This is a genomic window from Paraburkholderia sp. MM6662-R1 (genome assembly GCF_050436245.1).
Lineage (GTDB): Bacteria > Pseudomonadota > Gammaproteobacteria > Burkholderiales > Burkholderiaceae > Paraburkholderia > Paraburkholderia tuberum.
On the sequence record NZ_JBNDLV010000004.1, the window covers coordinates 2378717 to 2398100 of the forward strand.

Genomic DNA, 19384 nt, shown 5'->3' on the forward strand with positions numbered 1-19384 from the left:
GGCGTCGGGTAAATCCACTCCTGGAACAAAAATTCACTCAGGTTATACGATGTCGCACGAATGCGATGTTCCTATGCCTTTGTTTTTTAAAGAGGTACGAAACTGCCGCGCAATAATTTAAGGGTAAATGCGGAGTTGAAATCCGCTTGTGCATCGTTGATAGTACGTTATCGTACAACTTGAGTGTGTTATGCGACGCGCGCAGCGCGATTCGCCGGCCGCTCAGATCCTCTGTCTGTTCTCTGAAGACCTCGCGCGCGGCGCAGTAAAAGGAACCCCTATGAAGAAGATTGCCCTGAGTGGCGCCGGCGGCCAGCTCGGCTCCGTGGTACGTGCTGAATTCGTCGCGCGTGGCGTGCCGTTGCGCTCGGCCGCGGGCTCCAAAGTCCTGACGCCGCTCGTCGACGGCGAAGACGTGATGAACGGCGACCTGCGCGATCCGGCGGTGGTCGACCGTCTGCTGAACGGCGTGGACGTGCTGATCCATTTCGCCGGCACGAGCGTCGAGCGTCCGCTGCCCGAGATCATCGAGAACAATCTGCGCGGCCTCGTCGAAGTCTACGAAGGCGCGCGCCGCAACGGCGTGAAGCGCATCGTGTTCGCGAGCTCGAACCACGCGATCGGCATGTATCCGGTCACCGAGCATCTGAGCCTCGACTGCGAACTGCGCCCGGACGGCTTCTACGGCCTGTCGAAGGTGTGGGGCGAAGCGCTCGCGCGCATGTACTGGGACAAGCACGGCATCGAAAGCGTGTGCGTGCGGATCGGCAGCTGCCTCGAGCGTCCGACCGAGCAGCGCCATCTGAGCACCTGGTTCGGCCACAAGGACCTGATGCATTTCCTCGAGCGCTGCATCGAAGCGGAAGACGTCGGCTTCCTGACCATCTGGGGCGTGTCGGCCAATACGCGCAGCTGGTGGGACAACAGCGGCGCCGCGCGTCTTGGCTACGAGCCGAAGCAGAACGCCGAGGACTACGCGCAAGACATCCTGTCGCGCCCGAATCCGCTCGATGAGCTGTGCCAGCGCTACCAGGGCGGTAGCTTCGTCGGCATCGACTATTCGCGCAAGGCTTGAGTCCCGTTCGGCTTGACGGGCAATGCATCACGAGGAGTAGCAGCAATGAAGATCAAGGGTATTCGCTGGTGGATGGTCGCGCTGGTCGCGGCCGGCCTGATCATCAACTACCTGGCGCGTAACACGTTGTCGGTTGCGGCTCCGACGATGATGAAGGAGCTGAACATCACGACCGAGCAGTATTCGCACGTGGTCGTGGCATGGCAGCTCTGCTATGCGTTCATGCAGCCGGTCGCCGGTTTCGTGCTCGACACGATCGGCACCAAGGTCGGCTTCGCGGTGTTCGCGCTGGCGTGGTCGGTGGCTTGCGCGGCGGCGGCATGGGCGACGGGCTGGCGCAGTCTCGCAGTGTTCCGCGGTATCCTGGGTCTCGCCGAATCGGCCGGGATTCCGGCTGGCGTGAAGGCGACCAGCGAGTGGTTCCCGGCGAAAGAGCGTTCGGTTGCGATCGGCTGGTTCAACATTGGCTCGTCGATTGGCGCGGTGCTTGCGCCGCCGCTCGTCGTGTGGGCACTGTTTCACGGCCGCTGGCAACTCGCGTTCGTGATCGTCGGCGTGGCGGGTATCGTATGGAGCGTGCTGTGGATGACCATCTACAAGCATCCGCGCAACCAGAAGCTGCTGGCCAACGCGGAGCGCGAGTACATTCTGAGCGGCCAGGAAGCGAAGCATCACGATGACATCAACGCGCCGAAGCGCAACTGGCGCGCGATGCTGGCGAGTCGCGATTTCTGGGCGATCGGTATTCCACGAATTCTGTCCGAGCCGGCCTGGCAAACGTTCAACGCGTGGATTCCGTTGTACATGATGACCGAGCGTCACATGAACCTGAAGGAAGTCGCGATGTTCGCGTGGATGCCGTTCCTCGCCGCCGACATCGGCTGCGTGCTCGGCGGTTATCTGAGCCCGCTGTTCCACAAGTACGCGAAGGTGTCGCTGTTCACGTCGCGCAAGATGGTGTTCGTGGTCGGTGCGCTGTTCATGATCGGGCCGGCGTGTGTCGGTCTCGTCGAGAGCCCGTACATGGCGGTGGCGCTGCTGTGCGTCGGCGGCTTCGCGCACCAGACGTTGTCGGGCGCACTGTACGCGATCAGCTCGGACATGTTCGGCAAGCACGAGGTCGCGACCGCGACGGGCATGGGCGGCATGGCTGGATATCTGGGCGCCGCGGCGTTCACCGCGCTGTTCGGTGTGCTCGTCACGCAGATCGGCTATAGCCCGCTGTTCGTCGTGCTGGCGGTGTTCGATCTGATTGCCGCGGTCGTGGTCTGCCTGATGGCCAGGAGTTCGGAAAAGATGCCGGAGCCGAAGTGGGCGTCGGCCGGTGCGGTGACGGCGAAGTAAGGCGAAGTGCGGTCGGCTTTAGTGGGCCGATGTTGTGAAAGAAGCGGCGCCCATGAGTGGGCGCCGTTTTTTTGGTGCGCCAGGCATGGCGCGTAGCGCCGTGACTGGCGCTGTCCGACCCGCTGTGGTGGCGAGCCGGATGACTTGGGGGTGAAAGTCCTCTGCACACCCGGCAAGGGGAAGTGCTAGCTGAACGGCAAGGGTGTCCGTCGTAAGGCGGAATCTGAAGGAAGCCGCAGGCAAAATGCTGGCCTGACGAACAGGAAGCGGATATCAGGCGGTGTGGCGGGGTGAGCAGTCCAAGATCTGTAAAGCCCAATACTTGCACGGAACGCCACGACGTAGATCCGACAGGCATAAGCAGGAAGGTCGCGCGCATTACCCTGGGAGCCCCGTCAGTCTGCCTTGTGCTACTGGCATCGCAAGGTGCCGGGATGGGCTGGCGGGAGTCAGCAGAGGCCATAGTAGCGGCTCGGAACCGGAGCAGTGAAGGGCCGAACCTGACGAGAGTGGATAGTCACGCGTGCTCTCTGAGCGTTTGGGCACAAGTCTCGGCACAGCCGGGAGCCTGCGATCAAACTTGACGGCCGGAAGCCTGAGAGAGGTTGGGGTGTCCATTGAACGACAGGCGACACGACGAACGAAACGAAGCTCGCTGGAGCAATCCAGTCGTCAGGAAACGCCGGATACGTGATCCGTACGTCCGGTGTTGTGGGAGGACGGCGGGGGCAACCCCGCCTCCTACCCGATTCGGTTTTGCGGCCGTTTGCAGGATGGCGCTGTTGCGCCGTGAGCGTTGCAGCCGGCAAGCAGATTAGTCGCCCAGCAGACGTTTTAATTCGTCAAAGAAGGATGCGGTAGTGTATCCCCACAATTTCGGATGGAAATTAAATCCATAATCTTCGTAAAACTTTTGGTCAAGATTTTCGCCTGCTTCTTTTTTATATTTATCTATTTCGCGCAGCGTCTCTGCAATTTCTTCTGTAGAACTGTCTCCCTTGAAGCACGATACAACCTGCTCCAGAGTGTCACCCCAGAGATCGCTATCTTGGTTGAGATATCCCCCGAACAGGACATAGAACTGGGGATATGATTCTTCGTTCATCATTTCAGTAGATAAGACGTCAAAATGTAATATGGCATTCCATTGTATTTCTCATATTTCAAGACAACCTGAACCATACTCATACCCTTTACTTGCCCGGTTTCTCGGTTAATTCCATAACCTACAGTTTTTCCAACGTTATGGAATAGAGTTAACGCATGTCTCGGATTTGATTGAGCCCAACTCCTGATTTTCAGTGTGTTGGATTCCATAACCTTGGAGATCGCCCATTCCGCCGTCGGTAAATCCCGAAACGACGATACTACGTCTCTTTTGGGTTCCAAGCGCAGCCTCTCGCGCAATTGCGCCTCAGTCCGCCCGACATGCTTTTCGATTGTATGCCCGCCGATCCGGCTACCGTCCTTCGCTTCGTGCTCCATCAGTCCGATCCGGCCCATCACGATCTGCGAAGTCCGTACAGCCTTGATCGAACCAGCAAAGCCAAACGGCACGACCATATCGAGCCACAGACCGATATTGTTCGCCATCTCGGGACTGGCATTCATCGCTTCGGCGAGTTTCGTCGTGCCCTGCTGGGTTAGCGTCGCCGTATCTCGCGCCGTCCAGATCTGACGCAAGCCAGCGGCCGCTGTGTTTGAGCCGTGTACGCCGAACACAACGCATCCGGCCTTGCTTGCCATGGTCGGTTCTGGCATCACACACAGCGCGCCGGCCCCGACCATTTCCAGCAGACCGCCGACAAGTTGCAATCCGCCCCATAGCCGGTTGGAAAGCATTTCGCTGTGGCTGATCGATTGGCGGGTCAGCACCGCCGCCAGTTGTGGCGCACTGAGTACGACGCGCACGCCATCCGAATCCTGGTTATATGACACTCCGGACTGGGGCTATCAAGCTAACAGCCGGGTACAGAGCGAGGGAATGGGCGAAGGATGATTCTTGTGCCAGCCAGTGCGTCCCGATGGTTCGCTCGATCGGACGTTAGTTGGATTGAATGGCGCAAGGGCATGGGGGCGAATGCCATGGCAGCCCGGTCACTACCCACGCCGTACGCTGTGACAGGCGCAAGAGGGGCGCGTAGCTTGCAATAAAATTGCGAGAGCATCTGCCGTTAATGAGGAGACTAAAGGTCGCGAGCTATGCTCACGCGGTGATGGTCATACGCTGGTTAGAAGCGTTGGATCAGGCGGCAATTCAGAGCGATGCCGCGGCGGAAGCCGTCATGGTCGACCGTGAGAAGAGCATCGCTCCCGATCAGACGACGAATTGCGATCGAGCCGGCCATCGGTCACATGCGGACAGACGGAAAACCCGATCGCAACTGTGAAGTGGCGCCGTGCAACAGCGCGCTTACGCGCTCTTCTGACCGATCTCGTGATTCGCGAGCACTTCAAGCGCGCGCACCATCGCCGAGTGGTCCCACGCCTTGCCGCCGTGCGCGACGCACGCGTTGAACAGCGCCTGGCAGGTGGCGGTGTTCGGCAGCGACACGCCGAGCGCCTGCGCGGTCGACAGCGCGAGGTTCAGGTCCTTCTGGTGCAGTTCGATGCGGAAGCCCGGATCGAACGTGCGCCTGGTCATGCGCTCGCCGTGCACTTCGAGAATGCGCGACGATGCGAAGCCGCCCATCAGCGCCTCGCGCACGCGCGCCGCATCGACACCCGCCTTCGACGCGAGCAGCAGCGCTTCGCCGACCGCCTCGATGGTCGCCGCGACGATCACCTGGTTGGCGACCTTGCACACCTGGCCCGCGCCGACCGAACCGATCAGCGTGACGTTCTTGCCCATCATGTCGAACAGGGGCTTCACGCTGTCGAACGTGGCCTGTTCGCCCCCGACCATGATGGTCAGCGAGCCGGCCTTCGCGCCGACTTCGCCACCGGACACCGGCGCGTCGAGATAATCGGCACCGGATTCGCGCACGCGCGCCGCGAAATCGCGGGTCGACATCGGCGAGATCGAGCTCATGTCGACGACGGTCTGGCCGGCGCGCAGCGCGCTCGCGAGGCCGTTCTCGCCGAACAGCACGCGTTCGACGTCCGGCGTGTCAGGCACCATGATGAAGATCACGTCCGCGTTGGCGGCGACCGCGGCGGGGTTGTCGCATGCGAGGGCGCCGGCCTGCGTAAGCTCGGCGGGCACGCCGCTACGCGTAAAGGCGGCCAGCGACACGCCGTTTTTCAGAAGGTTGGCGGCCATGGGCTTGCCCATGATGCCGAGTCCGATAAAGCCTGCTTTTTGCATGGAATGCTCCGAAGATGTCGTGGCGGCCGCGTTCAAGCCTCGCCCGCCGGTTTCTGCATGAAGTGTTTCTGTGCCGCCTGCGCGGCGCCCTTGAGCAACCCGAGATCCGCGCAGACCGCGACGACGCGCGCGCCCATCGACAGATACCGTTCCGCGTCGGCCTGCAGCGGCGCGAGAATGCCGCTCGACTTGCCGGCCGCCTGCGCGCGTGCGAACACATGCGCGATCGCCTGCTGCACGTCCGGATGGCTCGCATTGCCGAGGTGGCCATACGACGCCGCGAGGTCGGACGGACCGATGAAGACCGCGTCGATGCCGTCCACCGCGAGGATGCTGTCGATATTCTGGACCGCCTTGCGGCTTTCGATCTGCGCGATCACGCAGACGTTGTCGTTGGCGATCGCGAAGTAGTCGGACACGGTGCCATAGCGATTGCCGCGATGGCCGACCGATACGCCGCGAATGCCCTGCGGCGGATAGCGTGTCGACGCGACCGCGCGGGCGGCGTCGTCGGCGCTGTCGACGAAGGGCACGAGGAAGTTCGAGAAGCCGCTGTCGAGAAAACGTTTGATCACGACGCTGTCGTTGGCCGGTGGTCGGACGACCGGTGCGCTGCCGCTGTCCTTGAGCGCCATCAACTGCGGGATCAGCGTGAGCACGTCGTTGGGCGCGTGTTCGGCGTCCAGCAGCATCCAGTCGAAGCCGACCGTGCCCAGCAGTTCAGTGGCGATCGGGCTGGCGAGCGACGCCCAGCAGCCGATCTGGGTTTTTCCCTCGCGCACCGCGCGCCGGAAGCGGTTGGGCAAGGATTCGTAAGGCGTGACGGCGGGCATGCGGTGTCTCCTCGAACTGCGATGGATCGGGAAAAGCTGCGACAATGCTAAACCGCGAAATGCGAGTTATAAGTCGTCGTATGACTGGCTACAGATTAGCACCGCACGGCCCGGTTGTAATGGGCGAGTATACCCGTATGCGCCTGTCAGACAAGCGTTTCGGGTTGCATAGGGACCCCGCGACGTTGTAGGATGACCTATATCTTTAGCCTTCATTAAAGGAAAGTCAAAAATGCCTATTACCGGCGAAATGCTGATCGGTCGCAAAGCCGTGCGCGGCGAAGAAAAACCGCTGCGCGCGTTCAATCCTGCCACGGGTTCGGAGATTGCCGAGCCGGTGTTCGGCAGCGGCACCGTCGAGAACGTCGAGCAGGCCTGCACGCTCGCGCAACAGGCGTTCGACGCCTACCGTCAACTGCCGCTCGCAGTGCGCGCCGAGTTCCTGGACCGTATCGCTGACGGCATCACCGCGCTCGGCGACGAGCTGATCGAGCGCGCGCAGGCTGAATCGGGACTGCCGAAGGCGCGTCTGGAAGGCGAGCGCGGCCGCACCACCGGCCAGTTGAAGCTGTTCGCGCAGACCGTGCGCGCGGGCCAGTGGCTCAACGCTACGCTCGATTCGCCGCTGCCGGAGCGCAAGCCGCTGCCGCGCTCGGATCTGCGCATGCAGAAGATCGCGCTCGGTCCGGTCGCGGTGTTCGGCGCGAGCAACTTCCCGCTCGCGTTCTCGGTAGCGGGTGGCGACACCGCCGCGGCGCTGGCTGCTGGCTGCCCGGTCGTCGTGAAGGCGCATCGCGCTCACCTCGGCACGTCGGAGCTGGTCGGTCGCGTGATCCAGCGCGTCGCGCAGGAAATGGATCTGCCCGAAGGCGTGTTCTCGATGATCGTCGGCGCGGGTAACTCGGTCGGCGAGGCACTGGTTGCGCACCCGGCCATCAAGGCGGTCGGCTTCACCGGTTCGCGCGCGGGCGGCACTTCGCTGATGCGCGTCGCGGCGGCGCGTCCGGAGCCGATCCCGGTGTACGCGGAAATGAGCAGCATCAACCCGGTATTCCTGCTGCCCAACGCTCTTGCGGCACGCGGCAACGGCATCGCGCGCGGTTTCGTCGACTCGCTCGTGCTCGGCGCGGGCCAGTTCTGCACCAACCCGGGCCTCGCCATCGCGATCGACAGCGACGCGCTGAAGGGCTTCGTCGCGACGGCATCGGAAGCGCTCGCGGCGAAGCCGGCGCAGACCATGCTGACCTCGGGCATTCACGCCGCGTATGAGGAGGGCGAAGGCAAGCTGGCCGCGACGAAGGGCGTCGAAGTCGTGGCACGCGGCGTCGCCGCGACCGGCCCGACCCAGGCTTGCGCGGCGCTGTTCGTGACCGACGCGCAGACGTTCCTCGCGAACCCGGCGCTCGAAGACGAAGTATTCGGCCCGGTGTCGACGATCATCCGCTGCAAGGACGAGCAGGAAATGCTGAAGGTCGCCGAACACTTCGCGGGCCAGCTGACCGCGACGCTGCAGATGGACAGCGCCGACGTGGCGGCTGCCAAGAAGCTGGTGCCGATTCTCGAGCGCAAGGCCGGCCGGATTCTGGTCAACGGCTTCCCGACCGGTGTCGAAGTGTGCCACGCGATGGTCCACGGCGGCCCGTTCCCGGCAACGTCGGATAGTCGAGCGACCTCGGTCGGCACCACGTCGATCGATCGCTTCCTACGCCCGGTTTGCTACCAGGACTTCCCGGCCGAGCTGCTGCCGGAAACGCTGGTTGACGGCAATCCGCTCGAACTGTGGCGTCGTCGCGATGGGGAACTCACGCGCGGTTAATCGCGTGACGCCGTCCTGAACGGATGCGCGCCCGGGCCGGCCGGGCGCGCATCGAAGTGAGGGGCGGACGCAATCGCAAGATAAAAAAATGGCCGGGAGATTCCCGGCCATTTTTTTCGCCCGCGAGCTTCGTGAGAATCAGCTGTTCGCTTCGCTCGCTTCATTCGCGCGACGCAGCCGCTCGCGGCTATTCGACAGATGCATGCGCATCGCCGCGCGTGCGCCTTCGGCGTCGTGCCGGCTGATCGCCTCGAGGATGCTTTCATGCTCGAGGTTCACGAGCGACAGATACGCATCAGGATCGGCGCGCGCGATGCCGGCCGAGTCGAGCCGGTTGCGCGGAATCAGCGCGCTGCCCATTTGCGACAGGATGTCGACGAAATAGCGGTTGCCGGTTGCGCGTGCGACCGAGATGTGGAACTGCAGGTCGGCCTGCACGCTGTCGAGCCCGTTGTGGCGCGTGGCCTCGATCGCGTCGAGCGCCGCGCGCATGCGCGCGAGGTCGTCCGGTTTCGCGCGTTGCGCGGCGAGACCGGCGCATTCGGTTTCGAGGCTGATGCGCAGCTCCAGAATGCACAGCACGTCGCGCAGCGTGGTGGCGGGCACCATGTCGATGCCGAGCTTTTCGCGTTGCGGCTCGAGCACGAAGCTGCCGATACCGTGCCGCGTCTCGATGACCTTGCCTGCCTGCAGGCGCGAGATCGCCTCGCGAATCACCGTGCGGCTCACGCTGAGTGTGCTCATCAGCTGCGATTCAGTGGGGAGTTTGTCGCCCGGCTTCAGCAAGTTGGCCGCGATCTGCTCGGTGACGTAGTTGACGACGAACTCGGCAAGATTGCGAGCGCGTCGTGGCGGTGCCGCGGATGCTAGTGGTGTAGCCATCGAAAACGCTCCTTGTTTGAAAGATCGCTGGGAATCGTGCATTTTTATTATATCGTCGTCTGACGACTGATTATAGAAGGCCGGATCGTTTCCGGCGCAAATGTCACGCATATCGGCGCAGGCCCGAAGTTCGGCGCCTCGGCGCGGATAGATCGCGCGAGGCGCCGGGTCGGTCGGCCGGAAGTACGATAACCGCGACGATAACCGCGACGATAACCGCGACGATAACCGCGACGATAACCAAGCCTATAACGGGCTCACGCCGGGCGCAACTCGACCCGCCGGATGTCCTTGACGATCACCAGATAGCTGATCACGGTCAGCAGCGCGTTCGCGCCGACGAACACCAGCGCGCCATTGAACGAGCCCGTGCGCGCGACGAGATAACCGATCACGATCGGCGTCACGATGCCGGCGATGTTGCCGAACATGTTGAAGATCCCGCCGGACAAGCCGAGCGCTTCCTTCGGCGACGTATCGGCGACGACCGCCCAGCCGAGCGCGCCGATGCCCTTGCCGAAGAACGCGAGCGACATCAGCGCGACGACGACCCAGTCGGTCGACACGTAGTTGCAGCCGATGATGCAGGTCGACAGCAGCATGCCGCCGACGATCGGCACCTTTCGCGCGACGGTCAGCGAACAGCCGCGGCGGATCATTCCGTCCGACAGCACGCCGCCGAGCACCCCGCCGAGAAAGCCGCAGATCGCCGGCAGCGAGGCCACGAGGCCCGCATGCAGGATCGTCATGCCGCGCGCCTGCACGAGGTAGATCGGAAACCACGTCAGGAAGAAGTAGGTCAGCACGTTGATGCAGTACTGCGCGAGATAGACGCCGAGCAGCATGCGGTTGCTGAGCAACTGACGCACGAGCGTCCAGCCGCCGGCTTTCGAAACATCGTCCGGGTGCGTCTTGCGCGCACCGCTGACGAGGCCGCCGCCTTGCTCGATGTACTCGAGCTCGGCGCGCGACACGCGCGGATGGTCGGCGGGATTCTTCATGACCTTCAGCCACGTCAGCGCGAGCAGCAGCCCGGCCACGCCCAGTACGACGTAGACCATTTCCCACCCGAACGCGTGCGTGAGCCACGCCATCAGCGGCGTGAACACGACCGCGGCGAAGTATTGCGCGGCGTTGAAGATCGCCGACGCGGTGCCGCGCTCGTTGGTCGGGAACCAGCTCGCGACGACCTTCGCGTTCGCCGGGAACGCCGGCGACTCGGCCGCGCCCATCACGAAGCGCAGCGCAAACAGGCCGGTAATCGCCGCACCGGCGCTGCCGAGCAGGCCGACCGAGCTCTGCAGCAGCGTGAATAGCGACCACGAGAAGATGCTCGCCGCGTACACGCGGCGCGCGCCGAAACGGTCGAGCAGCCAGCCGGCCGGCAGTTGCGACAGCACGTAAGCCCAGCTGAATGCGGAAAAGATATAGCCCATGCGGATCGCGTCGAGGCTGAACGCGGTGCGCATTGCGGAACCGGTGACGGACAGCGTCGCGCGGTCGGCGTAGTTGAGGGTGGTGATCACAAAGATCAGCAGCAGGATCCCGTAGCGGACCTTGGTGCGTGCCGCGCTAGAAGCGGCGTCGGTGGAACTGGCCGAGCGGCTCAAGTCCATGGTCATCTCCTGTATTGTCGGGCGAGGTGTAGTCTGCACACCGGGTGGCCCGCAGACCACCTGCCTGTCGGGCAAACACACGAACGCCCGGCGACGTTGCTGTGCCGGGCGTTCGCCACGCGGCCGTCTAGGCGGCCCTCATCGATGAGGCTCGCGAGCTACTTCGCTCGAAGCCCTGACGCCGGTGCCTTACTGCGGTCCGAGCTTCTTGATCAGCGCGTCGAGCTGTTCCATTTCTTCCGGCGTCAGATCGGTCAGCGGTGCGCGCACCGGACCTGCGTCGTGGCCGACCAGCTTCGCGCCAGCCTTGACGATGCTGACCGCGTAGCCGGCACGGCGGTTGCGGATCTTCAGGTACGGCAGGAAGAATTCGTCGATCAGCTTGCCGACCGTCGCGTGGTCGTCAGCGGCGATCGCGCGATAGAAGTCCATCGCGGTCTTCGGAATGAAGTTGAACACCGCCGACGAGTACACCGGCACGCCCAGCGCCTTGTAGGCGGCAGCGTAGACTTCCGCGGTCGGCAGGCCGCCGAGGTACGAGAAGCGCTCGCCGAGGCGGCGGCGGATCGTCACCATGTTTTCGATCTCGCCCACGCCGTCCTTGAAGCCGATCAGGTTCGGGCAACGGTCTGCCAGACGTTCGAGCATGTCGGCGTTGAGCTTCGAGTTCGCGCGGTTGTAGATGATCATGCCCATGCCCGGAACAGCCTTGCAGACCTCTTCGGCGTGCTCGGCGATACCGTCCTGGCTTGCTTCGGTCAGGTAGTGCGGCATCAGCAGGATGCCGTGCGCGCCGAGGCGCTGCGCTTCCTTCGCGTAGGCGATCGCCACGCGGGTCGGGCCGCCGGCGCCGGCGAGGATCGGTACCTTGCCCTTGCAGACCTCGACCGCGGTCTTGACTACTTGCGTGTAGTCGTCTTGCGTCAGCGAGAAGAATTCGCCCGTGCCGCCGGCGACGAACAGCGCCGATGCGCCGTACGGAGCGAGCCATTCGAGACGCTCTGCGTAGGTGTCGGCGCGGAAGTCGCCTTTAGCGTCGAAGTCGGTGACGGGGAAGGACAGGAGGCCTTCCGAAACGATCTGCTTGAGTTCCTGCGGTGTCGTCATGATCAAAGTATCCAGGCGTCGGATTGGGTCGTTGTTAGTTCCAACCAGTACAACGGACGTCGTACTAGTAGAAAATCTTTGGAAGTCAGATTTCTTATACGTCATCGTACAACAACAAATCCGGTAACTCAACGGGGTTTTCACGGCATAATTCACGCTATAGGGTAAATACGGAACATCCGGGCGAAACTTCGCGTTGTAGGATGACGTATGATTACTGGCGAAGCAGGTCTATCACGCCTCAAGGATCGATCAATGGAACAAACTCCGCTCTACATCCGCGTTCATCCCAATGACAATGTCGCGATCGTCGTCAACGACGGCGGTCTGGGCGAGGGCGCGGTATTTGCCGATGGCCTCAGGCTGCGCGAGCGTGTGCCGCAGGGCCACAAGGTCGCGGTGGCCGATCTCGCCGAGGGCGACGAGGTCATCCGCTATAACGTCGTGATCGGTTATGCGCTGAAGCCGCTGCCGAAGGGCAGCTGGATCAACGAGCACGTGATCCGCATGCCGAGCCCGCCGGCACTCGAAGACCTGCCGATCGCCACCACCAAAGCGCCGGACATGCCGCCGCTCGAAGGCTATACGTTCGAGGGCTACCGTAACTCGGACGGCTCGGTGGGCACGCGCAACATCCTCGCGATCACGACCACCGTGCAGTGCGTCGCCGACGTCGTGCAACACGCGGTCACGCGCATCAAGGCCGAGCTGCTGCCGAAATATCCGAATGTCGACGATGTCGTCAGCCTCGGTCACACCTACGGCTGCGGCGTCGCGATCGACGCGCCCGACGCGATGGTGCCGATCCGCACCGTGCGCAACATCGCGCTGAACCCGAACTTCGGCGGCGAAGTGATGATGGTGAGCCTCGGTTGCGAGAAGCTGCAGCCCGAGCGTCTGATGCCGCCGGGAACGATTCCGATCGCGGCCGCGGCGGTCGTCGACGACGTCGCGGACATCGGTAATGTCGCGCTGGACCAGAACGGCGACGTCGTGGTGTTGCAGGACGAATCGCACGTCGGCTTCCAGTCGATGATCACGTCGATCATGAGGATGGCCGAAGGGCATCTGAAGCGCCTGAACAACCGCCGTCGCGAAACCTGTCCGGCGTCGGATCTGGTGATCGGCGTGCAGTGCGGCGGTAGCGACGCGTTCTCGGGCCTGACCGCGAACCCGGCCGTCGGATTCGCAACGGACCTGCTGGTGCGCGCCGGCGCGACCGTGATGTTCTCGGAAGTCACCGAAGTGCGCGACGGCGTCGATCAGCTGACCGCGCGCGCGGCCAATGCGGACGTCGCACAGGCGATCATCCGCGAGATGCAGTGGTACGACGATTACCTGAAGCGCGGCGGCGCGGACCGCAGCGCGAACACGACGCCCGGCAACAAAAAGGGCGGCCTCTCGAACATCGTCGAAAAGGCGATGGGCTCGATCATCAAGTCGGGCAACTCGGCGATCTCCGGCGTGCTGTCGCCGGGTGAGAAGGTCAATCAGAAGGGCCTGATCTACGCGGCGACGCCGGCCAGCGACTTCATCTGCGGCACGCTGCAGGTCGCCTCGGGCATCACGCTGCACGTGTTCACGACCGGCCGCGGCACGCCGTACAGCCTCGCCGAAGTACCGGTCATCAAGGTCGCGACGCGTTCGGACCTCGCGCGTCGCTGGCACGATCTGATGGATATCAACGCCGGCACGATCGCGACCGGCCAGTCCAGCATCGAGGAGGTGGGCTGGGAACTGTTCCGCCTGATGCTCGAAGTCGCGAGCGGCCGCAAGGAAACCTGCGCGGAGAAGCTCGGACTGCACAATGCGTTGACGCTGTTCAACCCGGCGCCGGTGACCTGAGCAGGCACCGTGCCCCGTCAATACTCGGGCGAGCGCCGGTCCAGCCGGCGCTCGCTTTTCCGTTCAGAAGACCCGATCGCAATCACAACATCCAAGAGACATGACCGATTTGAACGTTGACCGCTCCGCGGCAAAGAAACCCTTCCGCCGTCTGCTGCTCACCGGCGCCGCGGGCAACCTCGGCAAGCAACTGCGTCCCGCGCTCGCGCAATGGGCCGACATCGTGCGCGTGTCCGATATCGCTGCGCTCGGCGAAGTCGCCGCGCACGAGGAAGCGGCCGTCGTCAATCTCGCCGATGAAGCAGCCGTGCACGCGCTGCTCGAAGGCGTGGACGCGGTGGTGCATCTCGGCGGCATCTCCGTCGAAGCGCCGTTCGAAGACCTGCTCGAAGCGAACATCCGCGGCCTCTACAACGTGTACTCGTCGGCGCAAAAGCATGGCGTGAAGCGCATCATCTACGCGAGCTCGAATCACGCGGTGGGTTTCCATCCGGTGACGTCGGTTATCGATACCGAAGTGCCGCTTCGTCCGGACGGCATGTACGGCGTGACGAAGTGTTTCGGCGAATCGTTGTCGCGCTACTACTTCGACCGCTTCGGTCTCGAGACCGTGTGTTTGCGGATCGGCTCATCGTTCGAGCAGCCGAAGACCGCGCGCATGCTCATCACGTATCTGAGCTACCGCGATTTCATCGAGCTCGTGCGCTGCTCGCTGTTCACGAACCGCGTCGGTCACGCGATCGTCTACGGCGTGTCGAATAACCGCATCTCGTGGGTCGACAACACGAACGCCGCGTTTCTCGGCTACCGTCCGCAAGACAGCTCGGCGCAGTTCGAACACCTGTTCCCACCGAGCGCCCCCGACACGCGCTTCGATGACCCGACCCAGCTGTACCAGGGCGGCCCGTTCGTGCTAGCCGGTCCGATGGAGCCGAAGCGGGAGCCTAAGCAATGAGCGCGAATCCGCAAGTGGAGCGCTTCGAAGCGGCCGGTCGGTTGCCCGCGGCCACCGGTGAAAGCCCGGTCTGGCGCGCGGCCGAGCAGGCGCTGTACTGGGTCGACATTCCGGCGAAAAAGATCGTGCGCGGTTCGCTCGCGACGGGCCAGCGCAGCGAATGGCTGCTGCCGGAGCAGGTTGCCTGCATCGCGTTCGATCACGCCGGCACCGTGCTCGCCGGCTGCGAGACCGGGTTGTTCGCGCTCACGCTCGCGGACGCGTCGAAAGCGGCGAGCGGCGAGCCGCTGACAGCGTCGCTGCGCAAGCTCGCGGCGCCTGAATTCCCGCACGGCGGAATGCGTTTCAACGACGGCCGCTGCGACCGGCAAGGGCGTTTCTGGGCCGGCACGATGGTGATGGACATGGCCGCGGCGATCCCGGGCGGCGCGCTGTACCGCTTCGACGAGAAGGGCGTGCTGTCAGCGCCGGTCGTCGCTTCGCTGATCACGCAGAACGGCCTGGGCTGGTCGCCGGACGGCACGACGATGTATCTGTCCGACTCGCATCCGCTGCGCCGGCTGATCTGGGCGTTCGACTACGACGTCGACAGCGGTGAGCCGCGCAACCGCCGCGTGTTCGCCGACCTGCATCACTATTCGGGCCGTCCGGACGGCGCGGCGGTCGATGCCGACGGCTGCTACTGGATCTGCGCGAACGACGCCGGTCTGCTGCTGCGGTTTACGCCGCAGGGCAAGCTTGACCGGCAGGTTCCGGTGCCGGCCATCAAGCCTGCCATGTGCGCGTTCGGCGGCCGCGATCTCGATACGCTGTTCGTCACCTCGATTCGTCCCGCCAACGGCGCGAGCGAGCACGACGGCCACGTGTTCGCGCTGCGGCCCGGCGTGAGCGGGCTGCCTGAGCCAGAATTCGCAGGGCAACTGTAACGTTGCTTGCATGAAGCATGCGCCGGGATGAAGTTTTTCTCCCGGCGTTTTGATTTTTCAGGACCATTCGTGTGGCCCTTTATTTGTCACTCGTCGTACAACGTGTTGTGTGAAGACCACGCCGCCACGTATTTCTTCAGCAAAAATACCACAGCTCCGCAGACTGTACCGATTCCGTCCCCATCCAATGCCGGACGGCGTGGGACCTTGTGGCATGCCACGCCGGTCATCCGTACCGGCGCTTTTCTTGATGCGGGTAAATACCGTCTGTACAAGATAAAACCCCTTTTATAGACTTCGTATGTTGTCGTACAACATATAAGCCCAAACAAATGGCTTTCTGTGTTGGTGTGACAGTGCAATTCGGTGGGTTTCAAGGCATTCGTGCCGCCGCGGTCGATGCGGCATGCATATCCGAAGCCGGCCGGCGTGATTGAAGTAAGTAGTCGAGTAGTCGAGTTGTCGACTGGAGTGCTGGGTCAACTGTGCCGGGGAAGTCGCACAGCCAGTACGGCCAACGCCCGCACCTGCGAAGGCAGTGAGCGTGAAGCCGGAGACGCGTCAAAACCATGTCACATCCGCTGTTGCTGGGATGGTCTATTTTTCAAGGAATGTCACGATGAACAAGAAGTTTGCCTCTTCCCATGTTTCGATGATCGTCGCGGCCGCGGCGTTGGCGTTCAGCACGATGTCGGCTGAAGCGCGCGTGTTCCGCGTCGCCGATGTGCACGGCGACACCTTCCCGACCAACATGGCCGTGAAGTACATGGGCGAGGAGATCAGCAAGGCGACCGGCGGCAAGGACTCCGTGAAGGTGTTCGGCAACAGCGCGCTCGGTTCGGAAAACGACACGATCGACCAGGTCCGTATCGGCGCGCTCGACATGGCCCGTGCCAACGGTGCTGCGTTCAACGAAATCGTGCCGGAATCGATGATCCCGTCGCTGCCGTTCCTGTTCCGCGACGTCGACCATTTCCGCAAGGTCATGTACGGTCCGGAAGGCCAGAAGATCCTCGACGCCTTCACCGCGAAGGGCATGATCGCACTGACGTTCTACGAGAGCGGCGCACGCTCGATGTACGCGAAGAAGGCGATCAAATCGCCGGCTGACATGAAGGGGCTGAAGGTCCGCGTGCAGCCGTCCGACCTGATGGTCGACGAAATCAAGGCAATGGGCGGCACGCCGACCCCGATGCCGTTCTCGGAAGTCTATACGGGCCTGAAGACCGGCCTCGTCGACGGTGCCGAAAACAACCTGCCGTCGTACGAAGAAACCAAGCACTTCGAAGTTGCTCAGATCTACTCGGAGACCCAGCATTCGATGACGCCGGAAGTGCTGGTGTTCTCGAAGAAGGTGTGGGACACGCTGTCGCCGCAAGAGCAGCAGATCATCAAGAAGGCCGCGGCTGACTCGGTGCCTTACTACCAGAAGCTGTGGACCGCGCGCGAAGCCGACGCACAGAAGGCCGTCACGAAGGGTGGCGCAACGGTCATCGCGGCTTCGCAGATCGACCGCGCGGCTTTCGTGAAGGTGATGCAGCCTGTGTGGGCGAAGTACGAAAAGACCCCGCAAATGAAGCAGATCGTCGACGAGATCGAAGCAATCAAGTAAGTCACGCGTCCCGGACGCAATCAGCAATAGCAACGCTTGTCGCAACAGCGGCGTGAATGGTCCCGCGAGGAAACTCGCGAGACCTTCCGCCGCGCGATTTCGCGCGCGCGTGCGGATCGCGTCGCATCGGGACGGCTGAATCTCAAGCACAGGTCGGTCGTAAGCAAGGACAGGGTCATGAGTTTCCTGAAACGCCCAAATGATTTTCTTTTTCGCGTGCTGCTGGTCGTGGCGTCGCTTAGCCTCGCCGTGCTTTGCCTGCTCGTGATTTATAGCGTGGTGATGCGCTACGTGTTTAGCGACGCGCCCGATTTCGTTGAGCCCATCGCATTGTTGCTGGTGATCCTGATCGCGATGTTCGGCGCCGCGCTGAAGGTTCGCGAGGGCGGTCACATCGGACTCGACTCGCTCGTCAAGAAATTGCCCGAGAAAGGCCAGGTGATCGCGAAAGGGATTCAGCACCTGTGTCTGGTCGCTTTCGCGGTGGCGGTCTTCGTCGGTTGCCTCGAGATGGCGGAAACCACGATGGGCGACCGCATTCCGATCATCGGCGTGCCGGAAGGCGTGCGCTACTGCATCCCGATCTTCGCGAGTGTGTGCATCGCGTTGTTCTCGATCGAGCATCTGCTCGAACTCTTCGCGGGGAAACGGGAAGAGCCGGCGCTCGAACTCTCCGCCACGGAATAAAAGTAGAACCATCATGGAACTTGCCCTTCTTACCGCCAGTTTTCTAATCTTCCTCTTCCTCGGGGTTCCGGTTTCATTCGCGTTGGGCCTGTCCTGCGTTCTGACGTACCTGTTCGAAGGCTTGCCGACCGCGACCGCGATGCAGTCGATGATCTCGGGCATGAACGGTTTCTCGTTCCTCGCGGTCCCGTTCTTCATCTTCTCCGGCGAGCTGATGCTCCACGGCGGCATCGCTGACCGCATCCTGCGTTTCGCGCAGGCCTCGGTCGGCCATTTCCGCGGTGGCCTCGGCATGGCCAACGTGGTCGCCTGTACGCTGTTCGGCGGCGTGTCGGGTTCGCCGACCGCGGATACGTCGGCCATGGGCGGCGTCGTGATCCCGCTGATGAAGCGCGAAGGTTATAGCGCCGCATACGCGGTCAACGTGACCACGCACTCGTCGCTCGCCGGCGCGCTGATGCCGACGTCGACCAACATGATCATCTACGCGTTCGCCGCGCAAGGCGTGAGCGGCGTGCTGAACGGCAAGCAGATGAGCGGCGTGTCGATCGGCGATCTGCTGTTCTCGGGTCTGTTGCCGGTGCTGTGGGTGATGGGCCTCGTGCTGATCGCCGCTTACTGGCAGGCCGTCAAGTTCGGCTACCCGCGCCGTCCCGACGGTTCGACGGAACTGCAGCGTTTCCCGGGCTGGATGGCGGTGCTGCGCACGTTCGTCGGCGCGGTGCCGGGTCTGATGGTCATCGCGATCATTCTGTTCTGCGTGGCGCGCGGTATCGCCACCGCGACGGAGGCGGCCGCAATCGCCGTGGGTTATTCGCTGATATTGACCATCGTCGTGTATCGCTCGCTGTCGATGAAGAAGCTCGGCCATGCGCTCGGCAAGGCCGCGAAAACGACCGGCGTGGTGCTGCTGCTGATCGGTGTGTCGAACATGCTGCGCTACCAGATGGCCTATCTGGAGATCCCGGAGGCGATCGAGCGCATGCTCGACGGCGCGACCTCGCTGCCGTGGCTGATGTTGTTGTACATCAACGTGATTCAGGTGTTCCTCGGTACGTTCGTCGACATGGCGGCGCACATCCTGATCACAACCCCGCTGTTCCTGCCGATGGCCATGCACAACGGGGTGGGCCCGGTTCAGTTCGGCATCATGATTCTGCTGAACTGCGCATTGGGTCTCGTGCATCCGCCGATTGGCTCGGTGCAGTTCATTGGTTGCGCAATTGGCAATGTGTCGATAGGGGAAACTACTAAGGTGGCTTGGCCGTATTACCTCGCTATCTTCTCGGCCATCAATATTGTCACCTATGTCCCGTGGTTCTCGACCTGGTTGCCGAGCATCATCAACGGCCATCCGGTGTTCTGATCCAAATAAAACG

The 19384-nt window shown here is 62.8% G+C and carries 17 protein-coding genes and 1 pseudogene; 11 read left to right on the plus strand and 7 right to left on the minus strand.

Annotation, left to right across the window (positions count from 1 at the left end; genetic code table 11):
- The first annotated feature begins 280 nt into the window (after nt 1-280).
- Complete coding sequence (locus OKW39_RS40820) at nt 281-1075, plus strand: NAD-dependent epimerase/dehydratase family protein (RefSeq protein WP_184067005.1); 795 nt, start codon at nt 281-283, stop codon at nt 1073-1075.
- 45 nt (nt 1076-1120) lie between these two features.
- Nucleotides 1121-2419, plus strand: a complete 1299-nt coding sequence (locus OKW39_RS40825) for an MFS transporter (RefSeq protein WP_429565247.1) — start codon at nt 1121-1123, stop codon at nt 2417-2419.
- An 814-nt stretch (nt 2420-3233) separates the two neighbouring features.
- Here the strand turns inward: OKW39_RS40825 and OKW39_RS40830 are convergent.
- Both OKW39_RS40830 and OKW39_RS40835 read right to left on the minus strand, forming a co-directional pair.
- Entirely contained in the window at nt 3234-3524 is a 291-nt protein-coding gene (locus tag OKW39_RS40830; protein ID WP_260321424.1) for a contact-dependent growth inhibition system immunity protein, read from the minus strand.
- Nucleotides 3524-4357, minus strand: a complete 834-nt coding sequence (locus tag OKW39_RS40835; RefSeq protein WP_429565248.1) for an RNase A-like domain-containing protein — start codon at nt 4355-4357, stop codon at nt 3524-3526. The genes OKW39_RS40830 and OKW39_RS40835 overlap by 1 nt, the downstream gene beginning before the upstream one ends.
- A 277-nt stretch (nt 4358-4634) precedes the next feature.
- Between OKW39_RS40835 and OKW39_RS40840 the strand changes: the two are divergent.
- A pseudogene (locus OKW39_RS40840) lies at nt 4635-4804 on the plus strand (IS5/IS1182 family transposase); the annotation flags it as partial.
- Nucleotides 4805-4832: 28 nt separating this feature from the next.
- Here OKW39_RS40840 and OKW39_RS40845 read toward each other — a convergent pair.
- Both OKW39_RS40845 and garL read right to left on the minus strand, forming a co-directional pair.
- Nucleotides 4833-5762 (minus strand): 2-hydroxy-3-oxopropionate reductase, encoded by a 930-nt coding sequence (locus tag OKW39_RS40845; RefSeq protein ID WP_429565249.1) that lies wholly within the window; start codon nt 5760-5762, stop codon nt 4833-4835.
- The gene (garL, locus tag OKW39_RS40850) at nt 5759-6559 is read right to left on the minus strand and encodes a 2-dehydro-3-deoxyglucarate aldolase (protein ID WP_429565250.1); all 801 of its coding nucleotides are present in this window, start codon (nt 6557-6559) and stop codon (nt 5759-5761) included. Before garL ends, OKW39_RS40845 begins: the two co-directional genes overlap by 4 nt.
- A 232-nt stretch (nt 6560-6791) precedes the next feature.
- On the opposite strand from garL, the gene OKW39_RS40855 reads away from it, so the two are divergent.
- Nucleotides 6792-8375 (plus strand): aldehyde dehydrogenase (NADP(+)), encoded by a 1584-nt coding sequence (locus OKW39_RS40855; RefSeq protein WP_429565251.1) that lies wholly within the window; start codon nt 6792-6794, stop codon nt 8373-8375.
- A gap of 138 nt (nt 8376-8513) precedes the next feature.
- Here OKW39_RS40855 and OKW39_RS40860 read toward each other — a convergent pair whose 3' ends face one another.
- The 3 genes from OKW39_RS40860 to kdgD form a co-directional block, all read right to left on the minus strand.
- Nucleotides 8514-9257, minus strand: coding sequence for a FadR/GntR family transcriptional regulator (locus tag OKW39_RS40860; protein WP_429353881.1), 744 nt, complete (start codon nt 9255-9257; stop codon nt 8514-8516).
- Between the two features lie 257 nt (nt 9258-9514).
- Entirely contained in the window at nt 9515-10873 is a 1359-nt protein-coding gene (locus OKW39_RS40865) for an MFS transporter (protein WP_429334015.1), read from the minus strand.
- Nucleotides 10874-11062: 189 nt separating this feature from the next.
- The gene (gene kdgD / locus OKW39_RS40870) at nt 11063-11980 is read right to left on the minus strand and encodes a 5-dehydro-4-deoxyglucarate dehydratase (protein ID WP_090806087.1); all 918 of its coding nucleotides are present in this window, start codon (nt 11978-11980) and stop codon (nt 11063-11065) included.
- Between the two features lie 255 nt (nt 11981-12235).
- On the opposite strand from kdgD, the gene garD reads away from it, so the two are divergent.
- From garD to OKW39_RS40905, 7 genes are all read left to right on the plus strand, one after another.
- On the plus strand, nt 12236-13825 hold the full coding sequence (garD, locus tag OKW39_RS40875; RefSeq protein WP_429565252.1) for a galactarate dehydratase: 1590 nt from the start codon (nt 12236-12238) through the stop codon (nt 13823-13825).
- Between the two features lie 100 nt (nt 13826-13925).
- On the plus strand, nt 13926-14780 hold the full coding sequence (locus tag OKW39_RS40880; protein WP_090806082.1) for an NAD-dependent epimerase/dehydratase family protein: 855 nt from the start codon (nt 13926-13928) through the stop codon (nt 14778-14780).
- A complete protein-coding gene (locus OKW39_RS40885; RefSeq protein WP_090806080.1) occupies nt 14777-15706 on the plus strand; it encodes an SMP-30/gluconolactonase/LRE family protein in 930 nt (309 codons plus the stop codon). The genes OKW39_RS40880 and OKW39_RS40885 overlap by 4 nt, the downstream gene beginning before the upstream one ends.
- Before the next feature lie 27 nt (nt 15707-15733).
- Nucleotides 15734-16000 carry a hypothetical protein gene (locus OKW39_RS40890; RefSeq protein ID WP_184069222.1) on the plus strand — a complete coding sequence of 89 codons (267 nt, stop codon included), beginning with the start codon at nt 15734-15736 and terminating at the stop codon, nt 15998-16000.
- 325 nt (nt 16001-16325) lie between these two features.
- The gene (locus OKW39_RS40895) at nt 16326-17318 is read left to right on the plus strand and encodes a TRAP transporter substrate-binding protein (protein WP_429565253.1); all 993 of its coding nucleotides are present in this window, start codon (nt 16326-16328) and stop codon (nt 17316-17318) included.
- A 177-nt stretch (nt 17319-17495) separates the two neighbouring features.
- Complete coding sequence (locus OKW39_RS40900; protein WP_035470962.1) at nt 17496-18005, plus strand: TRAP transporter small permease; 510 nt, start codon at nt 17496-17498, stop codon at nt 18003-18005.
- Nucleotides 18006-18018: 13 nt separating this feature from the next.
- Nucleotides 18019-19371 carry a TRAP transporter large permease gene (locus OKW39_RS40905; protein ID WP_429403243.1) on the plus strand — a complete coding sequence of 451 codons (1353 nt, stop codon included), beginning with the start codon at nt 18019-18021 and terminating at the stop codon, nt 19369-19371.
- Nucleotides 19372-19384: the final 13 nt, after the last annotated feature.

Coding starts and splice junctions, on each gene's coding strand:
- OKW39_RS40905 (WP_429403243.1), top strand. CDS start 18,019: ATGGAACTTGCCCTTCTTACCGCCAGTTTTCTAATCTTCCTCTTCCTC.
- garL (WP_429565250.1), bottom strand. CDS start 6,559: ATGCCCGCCGTCACGCCTTACGAATCCTTGCCCAACCGCTTCCGGCGC.
- OKW39_RS40900 (WP_035470962.1), top strand. CDS start 17,496: ATGAGTTTCCTGAAACGCCCAAATGATTTTCTTTTTCGCGTGCTGCTG.
- OKW39_RS40860 (WP_429353881.1), bottom strand. CDS start 9,257: ATGGCTACACCACTAGCATCCGCGGCACCGCCACGACGCGCTCGCAAT.
- garD (WP_429565252.1), top strand. CDS start 12,236: ATGGAACAAACTCCGCTCTACATCCGCGTTCATCCCAATGACAATGTC.
- OKW39_RS40880 (WP_090806082.1), top strand. CDS start 13,926: ATGACCGATTTGAACGTTGACCGCTCCGCGGCAAAGAAACCCTTCCGC.
- OKW39_RS40855 (WP_429565251.1), top strand. CDS start 6,792: ATGCCTATTACCGGCGAAATGCTGATCGGTCGCAAAGCCGTGCGCGGC.
- OKW39_RS40865 (WP_429334015.1), bottom strand. CDS start 10,873: ATGGACTTGAGCCGCTCGGCCAGTTCCACCGACGCCGCTTCTAGCGCG.
- OKW39_RS40890 (WP_184069222.1), top strand. CDS start 15,734: ATGAAGTTTTTCTCCCGGCGTTTTGATTTTTCAGGACCATTCGTGTGG.
- OKW39_RS40825 (WP_429565247.1), top strand. CDS start 1,121: ATGAAGATCAAGGGTATTCGCTGGTGGATGGTCGCGCTGGTCGCGGCC.
- OKW39_RS40895 (WP_429565253.1), top strand. CDS start 16,326: ATGAACAAGAAGTTTGCCTCTTCCCATGTTTCGATGATCGTCGCGGCC.
- OKW39_RS40885 (WP_090806080.1), top strand. CDS start 14,777: ATGAGCGCGAATCCGCAAGTGGAGCGCTTCGAAGCGGCCGGTCGGTTG.
- kdgD (WP_090806087.1), bottom strand. CDS start 11,980: ATGACGACACCGCAGGAACTCAAGCAGATCGTTTCGGAAGGCCTCCTG.
- OKW39_RS40830 (WP_260321424.1), bottom strand. CDS start 3,524: ATGAACGAAGAATCATATCCCCAGTTCTATGTCCTGTTCGGGGGATAT.
- OKW39_RS40820 (WP_184067005.1), top strand. CDS start 281: ATGAAGAAGATTGCCCTGAGTGGCGCCGGCGGCCAGCTCGGCTCCGTG.